At 41.9% G+C, this 18,796-nt stretch carries 15 protein-coding genes; 9 read left to right on the top strand and 6 right to left on the bottom strand.

The genetic code is table 11. From position 1 onward, the window contains the following. Nucleotides 1-327: 327 nt before the first annotated feature. Nucleotides 328-1,806, top strand: coding sequence for an ABC transporter permease (locus EKM65_RS08180; protein ID WP_125607384.1), 1,479 nt, complete (start codon nt 328-330; stop codon nt 1,804-1,806). 15 nt (nt 1,807-1,821) lie between these two features. Further along, nucleotides 1,822-2,481, top strand: a complete 660-nt coding sequence (locus EKM65_RS08175) for an ABC transporter ATP-binding protein (protein ID WP_125607382.1) — start codon at nt 1,822-1,824, stop codon at nt 2,479-2,481. A gap of 1,110 nt (nt 2,482-3,591) precedes the next feature. On the opposite strand, the gene EKM65_RS08170 is transcribed toward EKM65_RS08175, so the two are convergent. The 4 genes from EKM65_RS08170 to EKM65_RS08155 form a co-directional block, all read right to left on the bottom strand. Continuing rightward, nucleotides 3,592-4,932: an APC family permease gene (locus tag EKM65_RS08170; protein WP_125607380.1), complete on the bottom strand. Its 1,341-nt coding sequence runs from the start codon at nt 4,930-4,932 to the stop codon at nt 3,592-3,594. Further along, a complete protein-coding gene (locus tag EKM65_RS08165) occupies nt 4,932-6,044 on the bottom strand; it encodes an amidohydrolase family protein (protein ID WP_125607378.1) in 1,113 nt (370 codons plus the stop codon). Before EKM65_RS08165 ends, EKM65_RS08170 begins: the two co-directional genes overlap by 1 nt. A 298-nt stretch (nt 6,045-6,342) precedes the next feature. After that, on the bottom strand, nt 6,343-7,701 hold the full coding sequence (locus EKM65_RS08160; RefSeq protein WP_125607376.1) for a glutamine synthetase family protein: 1,359 nt from the start codon (nt 7,699-7,701) through the stop codon (nt 6,343-6,345). A gap of 543 nt (nt 7,702-8,244) precedes the next feature. Then, on the bottom strand, nt 8,245-8,976 hold the full coding sequence (locus tag EKM65_RS08155; protein ID WP_125607374.1) for a gamma-glutamyl-gamma-aminobutyrate hydrolase family protein: 732 nt from the start codon (nt 8,974-8,976) through the stop codon (nt 8,245-8,247). Nucleotides 8,977-9,211: 235 nt separating this feature from the next. On the opposite strand from EKM65_RS08155, the gene EKM65_RS08150 reads away from it, so the two are divergent. From EKM65_RS08150 to EKM65_RS08120, 7 genes are all read left to right on the top strand, one after another. Then, entirely contained in the window at nt 9,212-9,871 is a 660-nt protein-coding gene (locus EKM65_RS08150; protein ID WP_125607372.1) for a glycerol-3-phosphate acyltransferase, read from the top strand. 9 nt (nt 9,872-9,880) lie between these two features. Continuing rightward, nucleotides 9,881-10,321: an arsenate reductase (thioredoxin) gene (gene arsC / locus EKM65_RS08145; protein WP_125607370.1), complete on the top strand. Its 441-nt coding sequence runs from the start codon at nt 9,881-9,883 to the stop codon at nt 10,319-10,321. Further along, nucleotides 10,321-10,830: a DNA-3-methyladenine glycosylase I gene (locus EKM65_RS08140; protein WP_125607368.1), complete on the top strand. Its 510-nt coding sequence runs from the start codon at nt 10,321-10,323 to the stop codon at nt 10,828-10,830. The genes arsC and EKM65_RS08140 overlap by 1 nt, the downstream gene beginning before the upstream one ends. Before the next feature lie 488 nt (nt 10,831-11,318). Further along, a complete protein-coding gene (locus EKM65_RS08135) occupies nt 11,319-12,008 on the top strand; it encodes a 2,3-diphosphoglycerate-dependent phosphoglycerate mutase (protein ID WP_125607367.1) in 690 nt (229 codons plus the stop codon). Between the two features lie 601 nt (nt 12,009-12,609). Next, a complete protein-coding gene (locus EKM65_RS08130; RefSeq protein ID WP_125607365.1) occupies nt 12,610-13,155 on the top strand; it encodes a dihydrofolate reductase family protein in 546 nt (181 codons plus the stop codon). Nucleotides 13,156-13,303: 148 nt separating this feature from the next. After that, the gene (locus EKM65_RS08125) at nt 13,304-13,942 is read left to right on the top strand and encodes a YczE/YyaS/YitT family protein (RefSeq protein ID WP_125607363.1); all 639 of its coding nucleotides are present in this window, start codon (nt 13,304-13,306) and stop codon (nt 13,940-13,942) included. 806 nt (nt 13,943-14,748) lie between these two features. Then, nucleotides 14,749-15,417 carry a TMEM175 family protein gene (locus EKM65_RS08120; RefSeq protein ID WP_125607361.1) on the top strand — a complete coding sequence of 223 codons (669 nt, stop codon included), beginning with the start codon at nt 14,749-14,751 and terminating at the stop codon, nt 15,415-15,417. Nucleotides 15,418-15,462: 45 nt separating this feature from the next. Here EKM65_RS08120 and EKM65_RS08115 read toward each other — a convergent pair whose 3' ends face one another. Next, nucleotides 15,463-16,011: a GNAT family N-acetyltransferase gene (locus EKM65_RS08115; protein WP_125607360.1), complete on the bottom strand. Its 549-nt coding sequence runs from the start codon at nt 16,009-16,011 to the stop codon at nt 15,463-15,465. 430 nt (nt 16,012-16,441) lie between these two features. After that, nucleotides 16,442-18,772, bottom strand: a complete 2,331-nt coding sequence (locus EKM65_RS08110; RefSeq protein WP_125607358.1) for an ABC transporter ATP-binding protein/permease — start codon at nt 18,770-18,772, stop codon at nt 16,442-16,444. Nucleotides 18,773-18,796 lie beyond the last annotated feature (24 nt).

Genomic DNA, 18,796 nt, shown 5'->3' with positions numbered 1-18,796 from the left:
CTTTAGCAAGATTTCAGTGCCAGCCACTTTATTTATCCATCTCAACCCGGTACTACTCACAACTTGTATTAAACGTGTTCGAGGTCGCAGAGGCTAGCTGCTAAGATAAAGCATGCCTAAATTCTAAAAGCAGAATTTTGTCATGCTTTATCTTAGCCGTACGCCTCTAGACGCTCCCTCTCACAACTTAACTGTGTTCGTAGGCATTGAAGGTTGCATCTAAGTTGTAAAAACATGAATCTTAAAATCAAGATTCACATTTTTACGAACTTAGATTTCACCTTCAAACCATGCCTACTCACAACTTGTATTTTTAGGAGGCTTTTTATGAATTTTTTTAAGCGTGCTTGGTTGAATTTAGTGGCCAAGAAGGGTCGGACGGTGCTTTTGATTTTGGTGACGTCGGCGATTATGTTGTTTGTACTGGCGGGGTTATTGATTCGTAATGCGGCGGATGCGGCGACGAGTAACGCTAAGAAGAGTATCGGCGCGACTTTGACTTTATCCGCCAATCGCGAAGCGGCCTTTAAAAAAATGCGTCAAGGAACGGCTTCTAGTACCAAGACGAAACCGTCGTTATCAATGACACCAGTTAAATTAGCTGATGTTAAAAAAATTGCTAAGTTAAATAATGTTGCGAGTTATAACTTAACGTCGACAACCTCAGTCAATGCTAAAAGTTTCGACGCGATTTCGACGTCGTCTACTTCAAGTCAAAGTGTGATGCAGGGTGGTGGCGATGCGCCAGGCGGCGACAAAATGACAAGTAGTCAAGGCGACATTGCTGTGTCTGGTGTCTCTGCCACGAGTTTGACGAGTAATTTTACCGACAACAACTATAAGATTACGAAAGGTCGTGGAATTAAGGCCTCAGATGCTAATACCAATAATATTATTATCGAAACTGAGTTGGCCAAGCAAGAGAGCCTTAAGGTTGGCGACACTGTCACGGTGAAAGCTACTTCCGGCAGTAAAACTTACAAGTTGACGATTGTCGGAATTTATAAAGCACCATCAACTAGCACCTCCTCGCAAATGGGGCCGGGTGCAACCGATCCATCAAATACGATCTATAGTTCCTACACACTTGCAAATACGATTAAAGGCACCAAATACGCCAATACAGCTGATTCGGTAACATTCACTGTTAGTGACCCTGCAAAGGTTAGCAGCGTCAAGAAGGCTGGTAAGAAGCTGATTAACACGTCTAAATATTCATTGTCAGCTAATGATGCCAGTTATCAAAGTGTCAAAGCTTCAATGAATAACGTCAAATCTTTTGCTGATAAAATTGTCTGGCTCGTTGCAATTGCCGGAACAATTATCTTAGCTTTGATCGTCATCTTAATGATTCGCGAACGCCGTTATGAAATTGGCGTACTCCTTTCCATGGGTGAATCCCGAATGAAGATTATTGGCCAGTTTTTCGTCGAAATGTTCATTGTGTTAGTCATCGCAGTTGGTGTTGCTGGTATCGGCGGCAAGTTCGTTGGAAACAAGTTAGGTGAACAATTAGTTGCTCAAGAGACGAGTTCGACTGCTTCTAATGTTAATTCGCAACGTCCTGGTAGTACTGGTGGTCAAGCTGGTCCTGGCGGCAGTGCACCAAGCGGTCAAGCTGGTCGTAGTGGCGGTGCTAGCTTCATGGGCAGTAGCAAGACCGATAAAACCGAACTTGATGTTCAAGTTACCCCAACTAATTTAGCAGAATTAGGCGGCTTCGGTTTAGCCATCATCTTTATTTCCATTACCTTGGCTTCCGGCGGGATTCTCCGTCTGTCGCCGCGCAAAGTTTTGATTGATTAAGGAGGTCATTCATTAATGTTAACAATTAAAAATCTCGGTTATTGGTATGACCGCCAAGAAAACAGCCTTTTCGAAAACGTCAATCTTGAATTTGAACAAGGTCAATCATACGCAATTGTTGGTCAAAGTGGCTCTGGCAAGACGACTTTCTTGTCGTTGATTGCTGGTTTAGATAAGCCTCGTGCTGGTGAAATTAGTTTTAACGGTAAAGGAATTAATAGTATTGGTCTCACTAAATATCGCCAATATAACGTCTCGATTGTGTTTCAATCGTATAATCTATTGACGTATATGTCGCCGTTGAACAATTTATTAACAGCGATGGCGGTCACCCAGTCTAGTCATAAAGGTGATAAGAAGTATGCGCAGGAAATGTTGCGCAAACTCGGATTGACCGATGAACAAATGACTAAGAATGTTCAACGTCTTTCCGGCGGCCAACAACAACGAGTTGCCATTGCCCGAACGATGTGTTGCGATGCTAAATTAGTCGTCGCCGACGAACCAACCGGTAACTTGGACGAAGAAAATACCCAAGATGTGATTCAACTCTTCCAAAAAATCGCCCACGAACAAAATCGTTGCGTGATCATCGTCACCCACGAACCAGACGTCGCCGCAGCCTGCGACCACTCCTACCGACTCGCCCATCATGTCTTCACAGCAGAAAAATAGAGTGCGGAAAAGCGCGGGTAGTTAGTGAGGATTAAGATCAAGCCAGTTAAAATCTTGGTTTTAAGATTTAAACTGGCTTAGCTTAACCGGAACTAACTGCGCTTTGCAGCACGTTTCAATTCAGAGTGTGGAGAAAATCGGGTTGACAATGAGCATTAAGAAAGCAATGAAAAAGTTCGTTCTTTGAACTTATTCATTGCTAGCTTAAGCGGAGTTGTCAGACTTTCGCAGCACGTTTCAAATAGTGTATAGAAAAGTACCATCAGAAAATCTTGCTCGAAAAAAATGGCCACAATCCTGAGAATTGGATTGTGGCCATTTTAAACTTATATTTTTGAGTAGTTCTTCTTCGTGCCTACGGGAAATACGCTGGTGGAACGCTGCGAGCTTGATTTGAGACAAATCAAAAACCGATTTGTCTCAAATACAAACTTTCTTGTAAATGGTAAACCATCAACAAGAATGCCGCGGCTGATCGCGATTTCCCTCCGGCACTGACAAACGAGATGTGGTGGTGTGATTTAACTTCAAGTTTGTACTTCCCAAAATTTTAGGGGGGAGCAATCCAAACACTCATCAATTCAGCGCTGGCGCTAGGTTGCCCTCTTGTTAATTTAGTGGCGGCGAAAGAATACCGCTCAGTAGTGACATTATTGTTGGTGATTTATCACCTACAATAAGGCTTGTCTTGGAGACAATTTTCCAAAAATTGGCTTCAAGCAACGCCCACTACGTTCCAGCGCTAAGTATTCTTTCGCCGCCACGGCAACGAGTCATGTTCCATATGCAACCTTTGCGTAAGCGCGAAGAAGCACAACATAACAGTTTTAATTGCCACTATTCAGTCAGAATGCCCACTACGTTCCAGCGCTAAGTATTCTTTCGCCGCCACGACAACGCGCCACACACCATACGCAACCTTTGCACAAGCGCGAAGAACCGCAACGATAGTAGTTTTAGTTTCCACTCTTTTGAAAAGTAAGACTCCAGCGCCAAGTATTCTTTCATTGCCAAGATAATGCACACATTCCATGAGCAATCTTGAATAAACGTGAAGAACGTCAAGCTAACAATTTCTATTGACTTAAACTCTGTTTTTCAAAATACGAGTTATTCTAAATCAGTCCGCTTTTTCTTAGGAATAAAGAAACCAATGATCAGCCAAACAAGTACCATGTACGGGAAGAGATTCATCGGCCATGCAGGAATTGGCCAGATATTACTGTAGATCGGAAAAATCAAAACGATGATCCCAATAATTGGTGCGACTAGATGCTTGAACCAATTGAATTTCACTTTGTCCGTGCGGAAGTAATTAATTGCACCAACGCTGACGAGAACGTAAACCAAAAGTAGGGCAATCATACCAACGGCACCGAAATAGTTGTAGTAATTTGGTGCATTGACTTTCAAAATCAGGCCAAAAATAACGTAGGCGATTAAACAAAGGACTGTAATTAAATCTAGGGCATGAGTTGGCGTTTGTTTGTCACCTTTCAAGTTGCCTAACCAAGGATGCAAATAACCGCTCTTCGATAAAGCCTCTAACATGAAAGCACCGGCGTTTAAGGCACCAAAGTAGCAAGCAAAGTAACTAGTCATTGCTGCAAAATCCATGAAGACGGCCATGCCGCCGCCCATATATTGAGTTGCTAAGAAATTCAAAGGTGCAGCAGAATGGGCCATTTTGCTAATGTTAGCAGTACCGTAACCGATGATTTCAGTATAACTAACGACGAAGTAGAAAATCGCCGCAAAAACGACAGAGCCAAAAATTGAAATTGTAATTGCACGAGCAGGATTTTTACCGCGGTGAGCAATGGTAGCGGCCCCTTCAAAGCCGGCAAAAGACATTAAGGCAAAAATCATCCCGGCACCAATTTGTGTTGGTTGACTTTTAGCGGGATTCAACGGTACTGCAGAAAGGCCAGCGTGACCACCGTGGACCAAAATAACGGTGGTTAAGACAACTAAAGCACCGACGGCGACGATTTCCAAAGCTAAGGCAAACCGGGTTGAGAATTCAATCCCCATGTGACTCAATGCACCACCAACAATTAACGTCAGAATGATATAAAGTTGTACGGGTAAATGAATGCCAAAATGTTGCAAGAAAACATCAACGAAATTTCCGACAATTGCAGAAGTACTCATGGTAAAGGTGATGTAAGTGAAAATTAACAGCCAACCGGAAATAAAGCCGCCTTTTTCGCCAAGGGCCTTGCGATTGTAAGCGTAGGCGGAACCTTCGCCGGGAATGTGACGTCCCAATTCAACGAAGGAAATGCCGACGAATAAAACGCCTAGACCACCTAATAAAAAGGCGATTGGTGCGTTGACGCCGGCCATAGTCACGGCGCCGGCAGTATTGAAGGACATCGCCCCAGTTGGTGCCAACATGGCCACAGAAAGGCCTAAAACTTCAATCAGTGATAATTTTTTTCTATTCATTAATTCTCCTCCAAGTAGATCTGCTCACTTGTTTCGTGGCAGATTTGCTGAATCCAGCGTTCTTTTTGAGCGGCTGGAACATCAGTTAAGTTTTCAAAGTGCGTGTTTAAAGCTTGCTTGAACAATCTGGCAGCGACGCCGTACATTTCTGGATAAGTGCTGGCATCGGATGCAAATAGGTAACGATTATAAGGCGCCAATTCCAAGGACTCATTTAAGACACGCGTCACAGAACTGGGACCAAGAGGATCGATCAGCGAGGTGTCGAAGTAGAGATTAGGGAAGACGCTAGCTAAATAACCGGCCTCACGGTGATAAGGGTAGCAATGCAACAAGACGACTTTTAATCCTTTAGCACAGAAGGCTTGCAAAAATGGTCGCATTAATAATGGATTGCCCTCGTACAAATCGGTATCGGCGTCACCATAGCCAACGTGAAATTGAAGTGGCATATTTTGTCCAGTGATAACTGGGGCGAGTTGCCACAACAAGTAGCTAATCAAAACAGGACTCGAAAGACGGGTAATGCCAGAGTCTTGCCAAGTTTGGTAAGCGGCCTGGGCATCGGCTAAGCTAACGTCTTGTAAACGTAAACCGAAGCGATAGGCAGCAATTGACTTGAAACCAACATAACCATTGGCACGGGCGTGGGCAACTTGGTCACTGAAACCAGACCACCAATCACTGAAGTTATCGGTTTTAACAAGCCATTCTTCTGCATGCGTTTCTAAACGGAAGATTGGTTTAATTGGGACGCCAGTAATTTGACTCGTTTCCTGCAAATCCAAAATTGGATCATCTGGAATAAAACCAGTGTCGATCAACATTTTTTCGAAATGGTAGTGACTGAAAATACGTTGGTTGTAAGTGGCATAGTCAGTCGCATTCATTGGTGCGAGTGGCTGGTCAGGATTAAGTGCGAACTCTTGAGCCTCGGCTTGAAACGCAAACCAAGCGAGGCGATTCTTCGTGTCATTCAGGGGATATTGACTGTCCGCTTCAGATGAGACGCGAGCCAAACGTTCAGCCCGATTCGAAACACTAGACTGAATTAAGAAATGACAATGATGGTCGAATAAAGGTACAGTAGCGATGAAGTTTTCTAAAGTCATTTAAGGTTCTCCTATCTCACAAATATGATAGTTTCTTAGTAAAACCCACTAAGAAACTTTTGATGTTCGTGTCGGTGTCCATTCTACTTTGGCGAAGTGCGCCAAGTAGAAACATGGCCCTATCTCACGCATATGATAGTTTCTTAGTAAAACCCACTAAGAAACTTTTGGTGTTCGTGTCAGTGTCCATTCTACTTTGGCGAGATGCGCCAAGTAGAAACATGGCCCTATCTCACATAGTTGAAATCTGGTCCTTTTTTTAAGTGCAGACTGTAAGTTAACTGGATTAAATTGTCAATTAATATAAATCACGATGAGTTTGGGCAATTTGATCAGGAGTTTGTCCAGCAAAGTAAGTGACATCGGCTTGCTTAACTTTAATGTAAGCTTCAATAGTACGAGAGCTGAAAATTTCTTTGTAGAAATCATCTTGGCCTAAAGCAGTCAAGGCTTCTTCAAGACTTGCTGGCAAACGTTGAACACCTAATTCAGTCCGTTGGTTATCTGTTAAGCTAGCGGGATCAACGTCAACTGGTAGATTAGGTTTGATTTTGTGCTGAATGCCATCTAAGCCAGCTGCTAGAATTCCAGTTAATGCCATATATGGATTCGCCGTGGCGTCACTCGCTTTTAATTCGATATTCATAGTTTTACCTTCTTCGCCCCAGAAAGTTGAAGGGACGCGAATGGCAGCTTCACGATTATCTTGACCGAATGTGGCAAAGGCAGAACTCCAAGCACCGGGTTGCAAACGTTGATAAGAATTAACCGTAGCGCAAGTTAAAGCAGTCAAAGCTTGGATGTGCTTCAACATGCCGCCAATAAAGTAATAACCTGTTTGACTAAGTTGCAAATCATCGTGAGCGTCGTAAAAAGCATTGCTGCCATCATCCTGCCATAATGAAAAGTGGACGTGGGCGCCGCTACCTTCAGTATTTAACAGTGGTTTTGGTGCAAAAGTAGCAGACATGTCGTGCTCTAAAGCAACATGTTTAATGATTCGCTTGAAACGAATTTCATTGTCGGCAGCAAGTAAGGCTTCAGCTGGCGCAACTGGTAGTTCATGTTGGCCACTACCAGCCTCCGGATAATATTCCACAGGCGTAATGCCCACAGCACGCAATTGATTTAACATTTCTGGTAAGAATGTGTAAGCAAAATCCATGGCATCAGTTGAGAAACAAACTTGAGGATTGACCGGTTTTTTGTCGGCGCCGGTACCACTAAATAACATGAATTCATGTTCGTAAGTCATTTTTGCGGTTAAACCTAATTCTTTTAACTTGGCGATGATGGTTTGCAAAGTATTGCGAGGATCAGCTGAAGCACGCGTGCCATCAGTGTTGTAATGGTCACACATCATCGTTGCGACTTGTGGCGCATACGGCAAAATCTGAAGTGAATCTAAATCTGGAACCAAACGTAATTCACCTACGGCTGTCATGTCAGCAACTTCGACAATGCCGTCGCGAGCGGTGGAAGCAAACATCGCCTTGGTGATGCCCATACCACTGGTAATGTGAGCGGCTAGGTCGTCGATTACCATTGTTTTGCCGCGAGTTAAACCAGTGTAATCATCGTATAAAAATTCAACGATTTGTACGCCTTTTTGGCGTAAATCGTCAATCAGTTCGTTAATATTTTTTTGAGTTGTCATTAATAATTCCTCCCATGATCGATTGTTTGGTGAATTCACAAGCGAAGAAATGGTGGTGAATTATTGGTGTGATGTGCTTGATTCATATGAACTTCCTAACTAATATGTAGCCGCGTAGATTTCAACCCCACGCGGATTCGAGGGTAATTGGTTGGTTATGGTATGTTGTGAGTATTTGTGGCCTTGTTTGAAAACGTGCTCAAAGCAACTGCTGGTACGAAATTTAAGTGAAAATCTTGCTGCATTGTCATGCATCAATCTTTTCATTTAAATTTGGACCAGCAACCCGTTGCTTTTCGCACTCTGATTTGAAACGTGCTCAAAGCAACTGATTGCTATGTCTAACTAAAAATCCCATCTGGGTTGGCACCCAGCTGTGCTTTCTAGTTAGAGCTACGCAATCAACCCGTTGCTTTTCGCACTCTAATCTGAAACGTGCTACGAACAACTGACTGCGCATAATTTAAGCGTGAATCTCTCTGCGTTAGCACGCAGCGATCTTCCCGTTTAAATTAAGACAGTCAACCCGTTGTTCTCCGCACTCTAAATTCTTGTTAGTAGATCTTTAAAAATATTCAACTGGACGGGATCTTTTTGCCAGAGGTTTTCTGGGTGCCATTGGACGCCGACGAATAAATTATTATCGGTTGATTCGAGGCCTTCGATGACGCCGTCTGGTGCGGTTGCGGTGACGCGTAGTCCTTTACCGGGTTTGCGGACGGCTTGGTGGTGGCGTGAATTGACGAGTAGTTTCATACCAACTAATTTAGCTAAGCGGCTATCGGCTTCGAGATTGATATGATGAGTTACAAAGTTGCCGATTGTTGCTTGTGTGTGTTGGATGGCGTAATCGGGATCTTGCGTCGCTAAATCTTGATATAAAGTACCACCCATTGCGACGTTCATAATTTGGATACCACGGCAAATACCGAGAATGGGTTTGTTGGCAGCTAATGTTGCTTTAATCAGCGCAATTTCAAATTCATCTTTTTGCGAGACGGTAATACCGATTTCAGGGATCGGTTCTTCGCCGAAATATTGCGGCGCAACGTCAGGACCGCCTGGCAGAATTAAAGCGTCATATAAATTAACCATCTCTTCTGCAGCAGCTTGTGCTTCAGCCATATTATCTGGAAATGGCAGGATCAAGGGCGTTGCACCGATCGCAAAGACCGCTTCTTTCACATCGTGGGGTGCATAAGCTGGATAATCGCTAGGCATGCGCGGATTAACTTCAACTAGCGCATCGCTAGGCATCGCAATAATTGGTTTCATGATTGTTTCGTCTCCTTATTAATAATCTTATTTATTATATACCGTAACGTTTCAACATGCAGGTTTAATCGGTATAAGACAGCGCTTTCGCCAAAAATAATTACTTTCACAGAATAATTCAGCAATCAATAATACTGTGGTTAATTTTCATAATTAACACTCATTTCTTGCAAAAATTCTATGCTATAATCAACGTAATATTAAGGAAATAGTTAAATAACTGTAGGTGAGCACAATGTGGACGGAAAAATTATATTGTTTGTTGATCGGCTATGGCTTTGGTAACTTCGTAACGGCCTATGTGGTCAGTTACTGGCGCACTCGTCAGAAGCCCACGGAAATAGGTTCCGGTAATCCAGGGACGGCCAATATTGGTGCGGTTCTTGGCAAGAAGTATGGTATTTTAACATTATGCGGCGATTTATTGAAAACTATTTTAGCCGTGTTAATTTGTCAGTTACTTTTTCCGGATTTAGGAAATTTAGCGATTTTGTATGCCGGCATTGGTACCACGTTAGGTCACAATTTCCCAGCTTGGCAAAACTTTCGTGGTGGCAAAGGCGTGGCTGTTTCAGTTATCTTGGTATTACTGTTTAATTTAAAATGGGGCGTGCTCAGTTTATTGATTGCTTTGGCGGTTATGCTAGTGACCCAAAATTTAACACTACCTGGGATTGTCATCTGGCTGAGTTATGCGGTGATTGGTTTTACGCAATATAACTTGGAAGTCGGCCTAGGCTTTACTTTTCTAATGTTATTATCGCTATTTAGTTTCCGTCATGATTTAGCCGACCTGATTCATGGTCGGGCGAAAAAAGTTGACTGGCTAAAGAAGTTTCGGCACTCAAGATCAGTTGATCCGACGACAACTGATTCTCAAAAGCGAAAGAATTAGGTGAGGATATTGCCACAAATTTACTTTTTATGTACCGGAAATTCTTGTCGTAGTCAAATGGCTGAAGGGTTTGCTCGGGAAATTTTGCCAGCGACTTGGCGAATTGCCAGTGCTGGTCTAGAGGTGCACGGTCTAAATCCCTGGGCGGTTAAAGTCATGGCAGAAAAAGGCGTGGATATTTCCAAACAGCAGTCACAATTGATTGATCCAGAATTCTTGCGGCGGTGTGACTATGTGGTGACATTATGCGGCGATGCGCGTGATCGTTGTCCAGTTGTTAGTCAGAATGTGAGCAAAATTCATTGGCCGCTAGTTGATCCAGCTCAGGCAACAGGGGATGAACAAGCACGATTGTTGGTTTTTCGCCAAGTTCGCGACGAGATTGAAAGCCGTGTGCGTTTATTTGCGGTACAACATTGGCAGGATCATGACAAGAAAGGTGCGAAATAATGGCCAAGCAAGAAGATGGCATACACGAATATGATCGCATCTTTGGTCAGGAAACTCATGATGATCAACTTTTATTTGAAATGTTAGTCATTGCTGTTTTTCAAGCTGGTCTAAGTTGGAAGGCAGCGGCTAGTAAGATTCCCGTTTTTCGGCAGGTGTTTGCCAACTTTGATTATCGCCAAGTTGCTGGATTTGACGAGCCGGAGTTAGAAGCATTGCTGACTAATCCCGAGATGATTCGCAATCCCCGTAAAATTCAGGCCATCGTGACTAATGCTCGCGCAATTGTCAAATTAGCACCTGAATTTACCAACTTTTCAGCATATTTGTGGCACTTTACAGATAATAACGTTTGGCAAGTGCAAGTCGAACCTGGCGCACCTTTGAATCAACAGTCTAGTTTAGGGACAGTTGTCGCCAAAGATATGAAAAAACGCGGTTTCACTTTTGTCGGACCGACGACCATTCAATTGCTTTTATTAGCGGCAGGAATTATTAAACGTACGTAAAGCGACTGATTGTATTGCGATGCTCTGGTTGAAACGTGCTGCGAACAACTGACTGCGCATAATTTAAGCGTGAATCTCCTTGCGTTAACACGCAGCGATCTTCCCGTTTAAAGTCATGCCGCCAACCCGTTGCTTTTCGCACTCTGATTTTGAAACGTGCTGCAAGCAACTGATTGCTATGTCTAACTAAAAATCCCATCTGGGTTAACACCCAGCTGTGCTTTCTAGTTAGAGCTACGCAATCAACCCGTTGCTTTTCGCACTCTCGATCTGAAACGTGCTCCAAGCAACTGCTGGTACAAAATTTAAGTGAAAACCTTGCTGCGTTGACACGCATCAATCTTTCCATTTAAATTTAAACCAGCAACCCATTGCTTTTCGCACTCTGCTTGAAAAATGTAAACAAAAGGCTGCTGTAACTTGTATTTTTTCTGAAAAACAAATACAATTGATACTGGTAAATTAATCATGAAATGAGGCTAATATTAATGGCAAAATTAGTATTGATCCGTCACGGACAAAGTCAATGGAACTTATCTAACCAATTCACTGGTTGGGTTGATGTTGATCTTAGTGAAGAAGGCGTTAAACAAGCACAGAATGCTGGTCGTTTAATCAAAGAAGCAGGTTTGGAATTCGATCAGGCTTATACTTCTGTTTTAACTCGTGCTATCAAGACTTTACACTATGCCCTTGAAGGTTCAGACCAACTTTGGATTCCTGAAACAAAGACATGGCGTTTAAACGAACGTCATTATGGCGCATTACAAGGCCAAAATAAGGCTGAAGCAGCTGAAAAGTGGGGCGACGAACAAGTTCATATTTGGCGTCGTTCATACGATGTTTTACCACCATTATTGAGTGCTGATGATGAAGGTTCAGCAGCTAATGATCGTCGTTATGCTAACCTTGACCCACGGATCATTCCTGGTGGCGAAAACCTTAAAGTAACTTTGGAACGGGTTATTCCTTTATGGGAAGATGAAATCGCACCTAAATTACTTGACGGCAAAAATATCATCATCGCTGCTCATGGTAACTCATTACGCGCTTTAAGCAAGTACATCGAAGGTATTTCTGACGAAGACATCATCAACTTGGAAATGGCAACTGGCGAACCAGTTGTTTACGACTTCAATGACAAACTTGAAGTACAAAGTAAGACTAAGTTAGACTAGAGTGCGCAAAACAACGGGTTGGCGATATGAATTTAAATGTGAAGATCATTGCGTGTAAACGCAAAGAGCTTCACACTTAAATTCACTGTCGCCAGTTGTTTGCAGTACGTTTCAAATCCAGAGTGCGAAAGCCAACGGGTTGGGTGTTTGTATTTAAACGGGAAGATTGCTGCGTGTTAGCGCAGTGAGATTCACGCTTAAATACACGACACCCAGTTGTTTGCAGCACGTTTCAACTCATAATTAGCAAGAACAAAAGAAGAATGGCAGTAATCCGTTGGTGGATTGCTGCCATTTTCGTTTAGTTAAAAATAAGGTGACTTCAACCAAAATCACTAAAATTGCTGCAATGAATGAACCGAATTTCAATTATCAAATCAAAAATTAATTCTAAGAACCGTTTACCTTAATCGACAGGTCGCTATGGCAGCATCAAAAAATTGGAATAACTTTTTCTCAGTTTCTGATTTAGAATTAACGTTTTGTGATTAGTTTTAAGATTGGCTAATGAGTTCGTGGTAAGCATCAGTGGCCTGGTTCTTAAATAATGTCTAAACTAGCGCTCTTTGTTACAATGAGTTAGAAAGGATCGTGATGTGAAATGGCTCGTCAGGTTATTTTATTTATTGCCCAAAGTTTAGATGGTTATATTGCAGATGTGAATGGCTCGGTTGAATTTTTAGAGTTAAATGCAACTCATGATGAGGTTGATGATGAATATCCCAAGTTAATGTCTCATGTGGATACAGTTGTGATGGGGCGGACAACTTATGATCAAGTTGTCAATGAATTATCGCCGGATCATTATCCCTATGATAATCAGGAGAGCTATATTTTAACGACACATCCTGATCAACCAGAGATTTTGCACCGCCATTTCATCACGATGGATGTGGTTAAATTAGTCCAACAATTGAAGACTGAACCTGGACGTGATATTTGGATTATTGGTGGTAGTAGTTTATTGGCGCCATTAATTAATGCGAATTTAATTGATGTTTATCAAATTTCCACGGTCTCAGTGATTTTGGGAGCAGGAATTCCGTTATTCACCGGAGAAATTAAGCAACAACTTTTACAATTGCGCACTGCTACCAAAATTAATAATTTTGCTTATCTGACCTATACGAAGATTGCATCAGAATAGGATTGGCGTTATTTTACGGCAGTGGACGAGCAAGTTAGTTTGGTCAGTATGTTGTTTTAGGTCCTACTTGAGCTAGTAAATTTCGTTTAACTACGGTAAAGTAACGTTAGCAGTTAAGAAAACGATGATGCAAAGAGGTTGAGTCCTTATGAAAAGAAGTCCTCGAGAGATTTTGGACCGTTCGTTGATGTCGCTAGTTGGTGTGTTGATTTTTGCATTGGGGGCGTCAGTCTTGTTGGCATCGGATTTAGGAATGGATCCCTACTCGGCCATGAATCTCGGCGTTTCCCAATTAATTGGTTGGCAACTGGGACCATATCAACTTTTATTGAACCTATTCATTTTAATATTGGTTTTTTTCGTTGATAAAAGATTGATTGGTGTCGGTACAATTTTTAATATGGCTCTGGTCGGGTTTGGTATTCAATTTTTCAGTGGCGTCTTGGGTGAAAACTTCGTTACTCCCGATTCCTTGCCATTTAAAATCGGCTTAGCACTCATCGGACTGTTAGTCTTTACCTTTGGTCTATCCATGTATATTGTGGCAGATGTGGGAATTTCTCCTTACGATGCGATTACGCCGATGATTTTAAAACTGACGCATAGTAGCAAATACCGATTTGTGCGAATCATTCAAGATGTAACCGCAATGGTAATCGCGGTTTTGGTGCATGGTCATTTTGGCTTAGTCACAGTTATTGTTGCCTTCGGTTCAGGCCCGTTCATTATTTTTTGGGAACAGCATGTTTTAACGCATATTATCAAAAGGATCAAGACCGTTGCCTAAGACGGTCTTTCTTTAGTGGTGGTGGGTTGTACTCTAGGTTTGAAACGTGTTTAAATTTATACCGCAACCCGTTGCTTTGCCGATCTGATTTTTGAAACGTGCTCCAAGCAACTGATTGCTATGTCTAACTAAAAATCCCATCTGGGTTAACATCCAGCTGTGCTTTCTAGTTAGAGCTACGCAATCAACCCGTTTGCTTTCGCGCTCTGATTTGAAACGTGCTCAAGTCAACTGCTGGTGCGAAATTTAAGTGAAAATCTTGCTGCATTAGCATGCATCAATCTTTCCATTTAAATTTAGACCAGCAACCCGTTGCTTTTCGCACTCTAAAAAACACATCCGGTGGGCAACTGAATGTGTTTTGGAAGGGTAGATATATAATTGGGGTCAATCAAAACGGGAATTTTGATTGAAAGGGCTAATAAACGTGGGCAACGTTTATTAGATGGTATTTCATTCTAAGGGGGGAGGAATAAAATGAAGAAAACTAGCAATTAATTCAGGTAGGTTGCCTGGGGACTCTCCGTTGCGCTAACATGAAAATCGGCGGCTGTGTTGGTCATGTGCATCACCTCTTAGTAACTTTCTATGTTGATAACTATACCGCCTGCGTTTGAAAGAAGTGTGCAGCAATTTTGCTAGTTGTCTGATCATTTCGTGATGAAACTATGAAGGTGTTTTTAATGACGGGCAATATGCCAATCTAACGCATTAGATATCGTGTTACTTAGGCAATGACACGAGCAAAGATTTCGTTTCATATGTTAAAATAGTAGACGTTAATTAAACAGCGGAAGTGATTCAGTATGAATATTAGTCGATTTCAGGCATTTAGCGATGGTATTTTCGCCATTCTAATTACGATTTTAGTTCTACAGTTTCAGATTCCTGATTACCAGGTGGGTCATTTAGGACAGGCGCTACTTAATCAGTGGCCAATTTTATTGTCTTACACTTTTTCTTATTTTTATGTGGGGACGCTCTGGTTATTTCACCATGATTTCTTCGGCCTCTTTAAAAAAATCGACCGCAATATGAACGTGATTAATTTAATCTTGCTATTCAGTGTGACTTTAATAGATTATCCGATGTCATTGGTTGCTGACACGTTGACCACCATGAATCGTGTCGATTTAAAAGTAGCCTTAATTGTTTACGATGTGGTTGCTTTAATTGCCTCGGCCATGTTCTTTGTTATTTATTGGTATTTACATCAACATCCGGAATTGCGCAACAAAAAAGTGAATGTTGATTTTTACGATCACATTCAATATGATCCTGTCCGTAGTGTTGCCATTTACTTTGCAGCGATTGTGATCACGCTATTTTCGAATCTGTTTGGCGCTATTCTATTAGGTTGTGGGATTATCTTTCATTTTTACGCCTATGTTCGTCTCAATGCCAAGATTAAAAAGTATCATGAAAAAGCTTTGATTGACAATGCCGCCGCTAATGTTTCGCGTAAGCAGCGTTAAGTGTAATAAAGAAGGAACTGGGATTTTGTCCCAGTTCCTTCTTTATTAGTGTTGCCAATTTAATTTAGTTAACTTGGTGAAATGCTCGATAATGTATTCGTCTAAAACTGGATTGTACATTCGCGGCACGGTGTGATCATATTTAAAGCCTTGTTTTTCTTGAGCACGTTTAGATTGCTGATTGCCATCTTTATATCCGCACCAAATCGTTTGTAGATGACAGCTTGTAAAGCCATAAGCGACAACCGCTTTAATTGCTTCCGGCATTAAACCCTGACCCCAAAATGGTTCGCCCAGCCAGTAACTAATTTCTGCTTCACCGGGGTTCATGAAGTCCTTGCCATTACCTTCATCAACTAATTCTAGTCCTACTAAGCCAATCACATGGTTGGGATCATCCTTAAGTGTTATCGCAAAGATATGGGGACTGATGAAGTATTCTGCAATATAGTGTCGCGAATCGGCAACGCTAGTATGAACCGGCCAGCCAGCAATTGGACCGATGTGGGGATTCTTAGCATATTGATAGACATCAACCGCGTCTGTTAATTGAAAATTTCGTAAAATCATTCGTTGTGTTTCTAATTGAGTCATTTGTTTTGCTCCTAGTTTTATTTTTTTGTCTCGGTTGAAGTGATTAATCTAAAAATAGGCGCAAAAAAACAGAAGGTGAACTAAATTCACGCTTCTGCTCATTGACACTAAGCAGAAGGGCAGCGGTCGAACTTCAAGTAACTAGCACAAGCCACACTAAAAAAGCATACCTTGCACCATATTTTAGATTAATCTAAAATTAGTTACTTAAAATCACGACCACCCTTCTACTAAAAGTCTTCTGCTTATTGCAGATATTCTAACACGTTATCAGGAAAGACGTCAAGCCGCGATTAATTAAGAATCCCCAGAGAGAAAAAGGATTACTAATCCTATTTATGGTAGTGAAGTAAAACCTTTTGGCTTCGAGAATATGAGTTTAATCACGGTGCTTAAACGATGAAGCACTAATTAACTACAACGTTTGATTTTATTCAGACCGTAAGGCAATTGCAGCGTCTTTCTTAGCAGCCATTCGTGCGGGGATATGACCACCGAGAATTGTTAAGACGGTACTTACTAGAACCAAGACAACTGCGTGCATTGGATTAAGCACGGCGACACCATTCAAGCCAGTGACGTTAGCCAAGACACTGTTAATTGGGAAAGTTGCTAGATAAGCGACGACAATTCCGAAGAGACCGGCGCCAAAACCAAGAATAAAGGTTTCTGCATCAAAGACGCGCGTGATATCTTTCTTACGAGCACCTAAGGCTTTCAGGACACCGATTTCTTTAGTCCGTTCAATAACAGAAGTGTACGTGATAATTGAAATCATAATCATACTTGTCACTAAGGAGATGGCAGCAAACGCAATGAGGACATAAGTAATGGCATCCATTAAACCACCAGTCATGTCAGAAACAGTGCCAGCAAGGTCAGTATAGATCACTTTGTTCTTCTTGCTCTTACCCTTGTTATATTTATCCAAGTAATTCAAAACATGATCTTTGTCTTTGAAAGTTGTTGGGTAAATTTGAATTGTTGTTGGTTTCTCAGAACCACCTAACATAGTTAAAAGACTCGTTGACGTTGACGCATCCATTGTTTGACCGGTCATAATGTTTTTAGTAGGATTGGTCTTTTGAGCAGTCACAATAGCTGATTTTTCGTTCATCTTGAGAACTTCTTTAGTTAATTGCGCGCTATAGGCAACGCCACTAGCTAATAAACCATCGCTGTTCTTGGACTTAACGCGAATAATACCAGCAACGCGTAATGTCGTCGTGTTAGACTTAGTCGCCATACTATCATAATCGCTACTAGGGACATAGTTACCAGTCGGCAATTTCGAATAGTAATCATCATTGGCGACGACTTTAACAGTTGTGCCAACTAACTTGTCAAAATCAAGTTTTTCATTTTCTTTAACGGAAATACCTAAATTCTTTAACGCATTAATATTGATACTGTTATCCTTATTGATAACTAAAACAATATCGTGGGCAGATTTTGGATAACTGCCGGCAATGACCTTATAATAAGTCTTCAAGAAAGTTTGCTTACCATCACTGTTGATGGGGTAAACAGAACCGCCGACACCGGTTGCGGCTGACATCATTGAGGCTGTGTCAATAGTTTGACTATCAGGATTGCTATTTGAGAAAGAGACAGATTTATATTTACCATCAACTTTGCGAATCAAATTCATGCCAGTTCCATAAGTGATGGCAATATTCTTGGTATATTTTGCAGGGATGTCTTTAACATAGTTAATATATTTATCGGTAATTTTATTAACATGTTGGGCCTTATCCGCATCACTTTTTTCAGCAGTGACGGTATTAGCTTTAGAGAATTTAGTCGTTCGTGTACCAGTCATCGCACTGGTATCAGAGCCGACTTGCGAGATCGTAATCGGCATCGACGACATGGCCTCCGATTGCGTCTTATCAATCTGCTTCTGGAAACCATTGGATAATGCTAGGACAATCGCGATACTGATAATGCCAATACTGGAAGCAAAGACGGTTAAGAAAGTTCGTCCTTTTTTAGTGCGAATATTGGTCCAAGAAAGTTTCAACGCTGTCCAATAGCTCATCTTAGTCCGCGTTAGCTTGAAGTTGTCGGCTTTACTGCCTTCAACGTGGGGATGAGAATCGTTTTGAATTTTACCATCAGCAAATTCAATGATGCGATCAGCGTATTGATGCGCCAATTCAGGGTTATGCGTTACCATGATGACTAAGCGCTCTTTACTCAAATCCTGAATCAGTTGCATGATTTCGTTACTAGTCTCAGAATCCAGCGCGCCGGTTGGTTCATCGGCTAAGAGAATCTCGGGATCACTGGCAATAGCTCGAGCGATGGCAACCCGCTGCATTTGACCACCGGAAAGTTGATTGATCTTCTTGTGCATATGTTGCTTTAAACCAACTCGGATTAAGGCGTCTTCAGCCTTTTGACGTCGCGTAGCAGCAGGGACACCACTTAAAGTCATTCCCATTTCGACGTTTTCAATAATTCCGAGGTGGCCGATTAAATTGTAAGATTGAAAGATGAAGCCCACGGAATTATTTCGGTAAGCATCCCAATCTGAATCTTTAAAGTCTTTAGTTGACTTGCCTTTGATTAAAAGGTCGCCAGAATCATAACGATCCAAACCACCGATGATATTTAACATGGTGGTTTTACCGGAGCCACTAGGGCCGAGGATGGCGACGAATTCTTTTTCACGGAAGGCAACAGAAACATCATCCTGTGCTTTGGTGACGGTATCGCCGACATGGTAGTACTTTTTAATGTGCTTGAGTTCTAACATTGCGGAATCTCCCTTGATGAAATA

It is taken from the genome of Lapidilactobacillus bayanensis (assembly GCF_003946695.1).
Lineage (GTDB): Bacteria > Bacillota > Bacilli > Lactobacillales > Lactobacillaceae > Lapidilactobacillus > Lapidilactobacillus bayanensis.
This window is presented reverse-complemented; position numbering and strand designations above follow the sequence as displayed.

What these genes read in the sequence shown, in the direction of transcription:
- EKM65_RS08180 (WP_125607384.1), top strand. Translation starts at nt 328, where the DNA reads ATGAATTTTTTTAAGCGTGCTTGGTTGAATTTAGTGGCCAAGAAGGGT.
- EKM65_RS08175 (WP_125607382.1), top strand. Translation starts at nt 1,822, where the DNA reads ATGTTAACAATTAAAAATCTCGGTTATTGGTATGACCGCCAAGAAAAC.
- EKM65_RS08170 (WP_125607380.1), bottom strand. Translation starts at nt 4,932, where the DNA reads ATGAATAGAAAAAAATTATCACTGATTGAAGTTTTAGGCCTTTCTGTG.
- EKM65_RS08165 (WP_125607378.1), bottom strand. Translation starts at nt 6,044, where the DNA reads ATGACTTTAGAAAACTTCATCGCTACTGTACCTTTATTCGACCATCAT.
- EKM65_RS08160 (WP_125607376.1), bottom strand. Translation starts at nt 7,701, where the DNA reads ATGACAACTCAAAAAAATATTAACGAACTGATTGACGATTTACGCCAA.
- EKM65_RS08155 (WP_125607374.1), bottom strand. Translation starts at nt 8,976, where the DNA reads ATGAAACCAATTATTGCGATGCCTAGCGATGCGCTAGTTGAAGTTAAT.
- EKM65_RS08150 (WP_125607372.1), top strand. Translation starts at nt 9,212, where the DNA reads ATGTGGACGGAAAAATTATATTGTTTGTTGATCGGCTATGGCTTTGGT.
- EKM65_RS08140 (WP_125607368.1), top strand. Translation starts at nt 10,321, where the DNA reads ATGGCCAAGCAAGAAGATGGCATACACGAATATGATCGCATCTTTGGT.
- EKM65_RS08135 (WP_125607367.1), top strand. Translation starts at nt 11,319, where the DNA reads ATGGCAAAATTAGTATTGATCCGTCACGGACAAAGTCAATGGAACTTA.
- EKM65_RS08130 (WP_125607365.1), top strand. Translation starts at nt 12,610, where the DNA reads ATGGCTCGTCAGGTTATTTTATTTATTGCCCAAAGTTTAGATGGTTAT.
- EKM65_RS08125 (WP_125607363.1), top strand. Translation starts at nt 13,304, where the DNA reads ATGAAAAGAAGTCCTCGAGAGATTTTGGACCGTTCGTTGATGTCGCTA.
- EKM65_RS08120 (WP_125607361.1), top strand. Translation starts at nt 14,749, where the DNA reads ATGAATATTAGTCGATTTCAGGCATTTAGCGATGGTATTTTCGCCATT.
- EKM65_RS08115 (WP_125607360.1), bottom strand. Translation starts at nt 16,011, where the DNA reads ATGACTCAATTAGAAACACAACGAATGATTTTACGAAATTTTCAATTA.
- EKM65_RS08110 (WP_125607358.1), bottom strand. Translation starts at nt 18,772, where the DNA reads ATGTTAGAACTCAAGCACATTAAAAAGTACTACCATGTCGGCGATACC.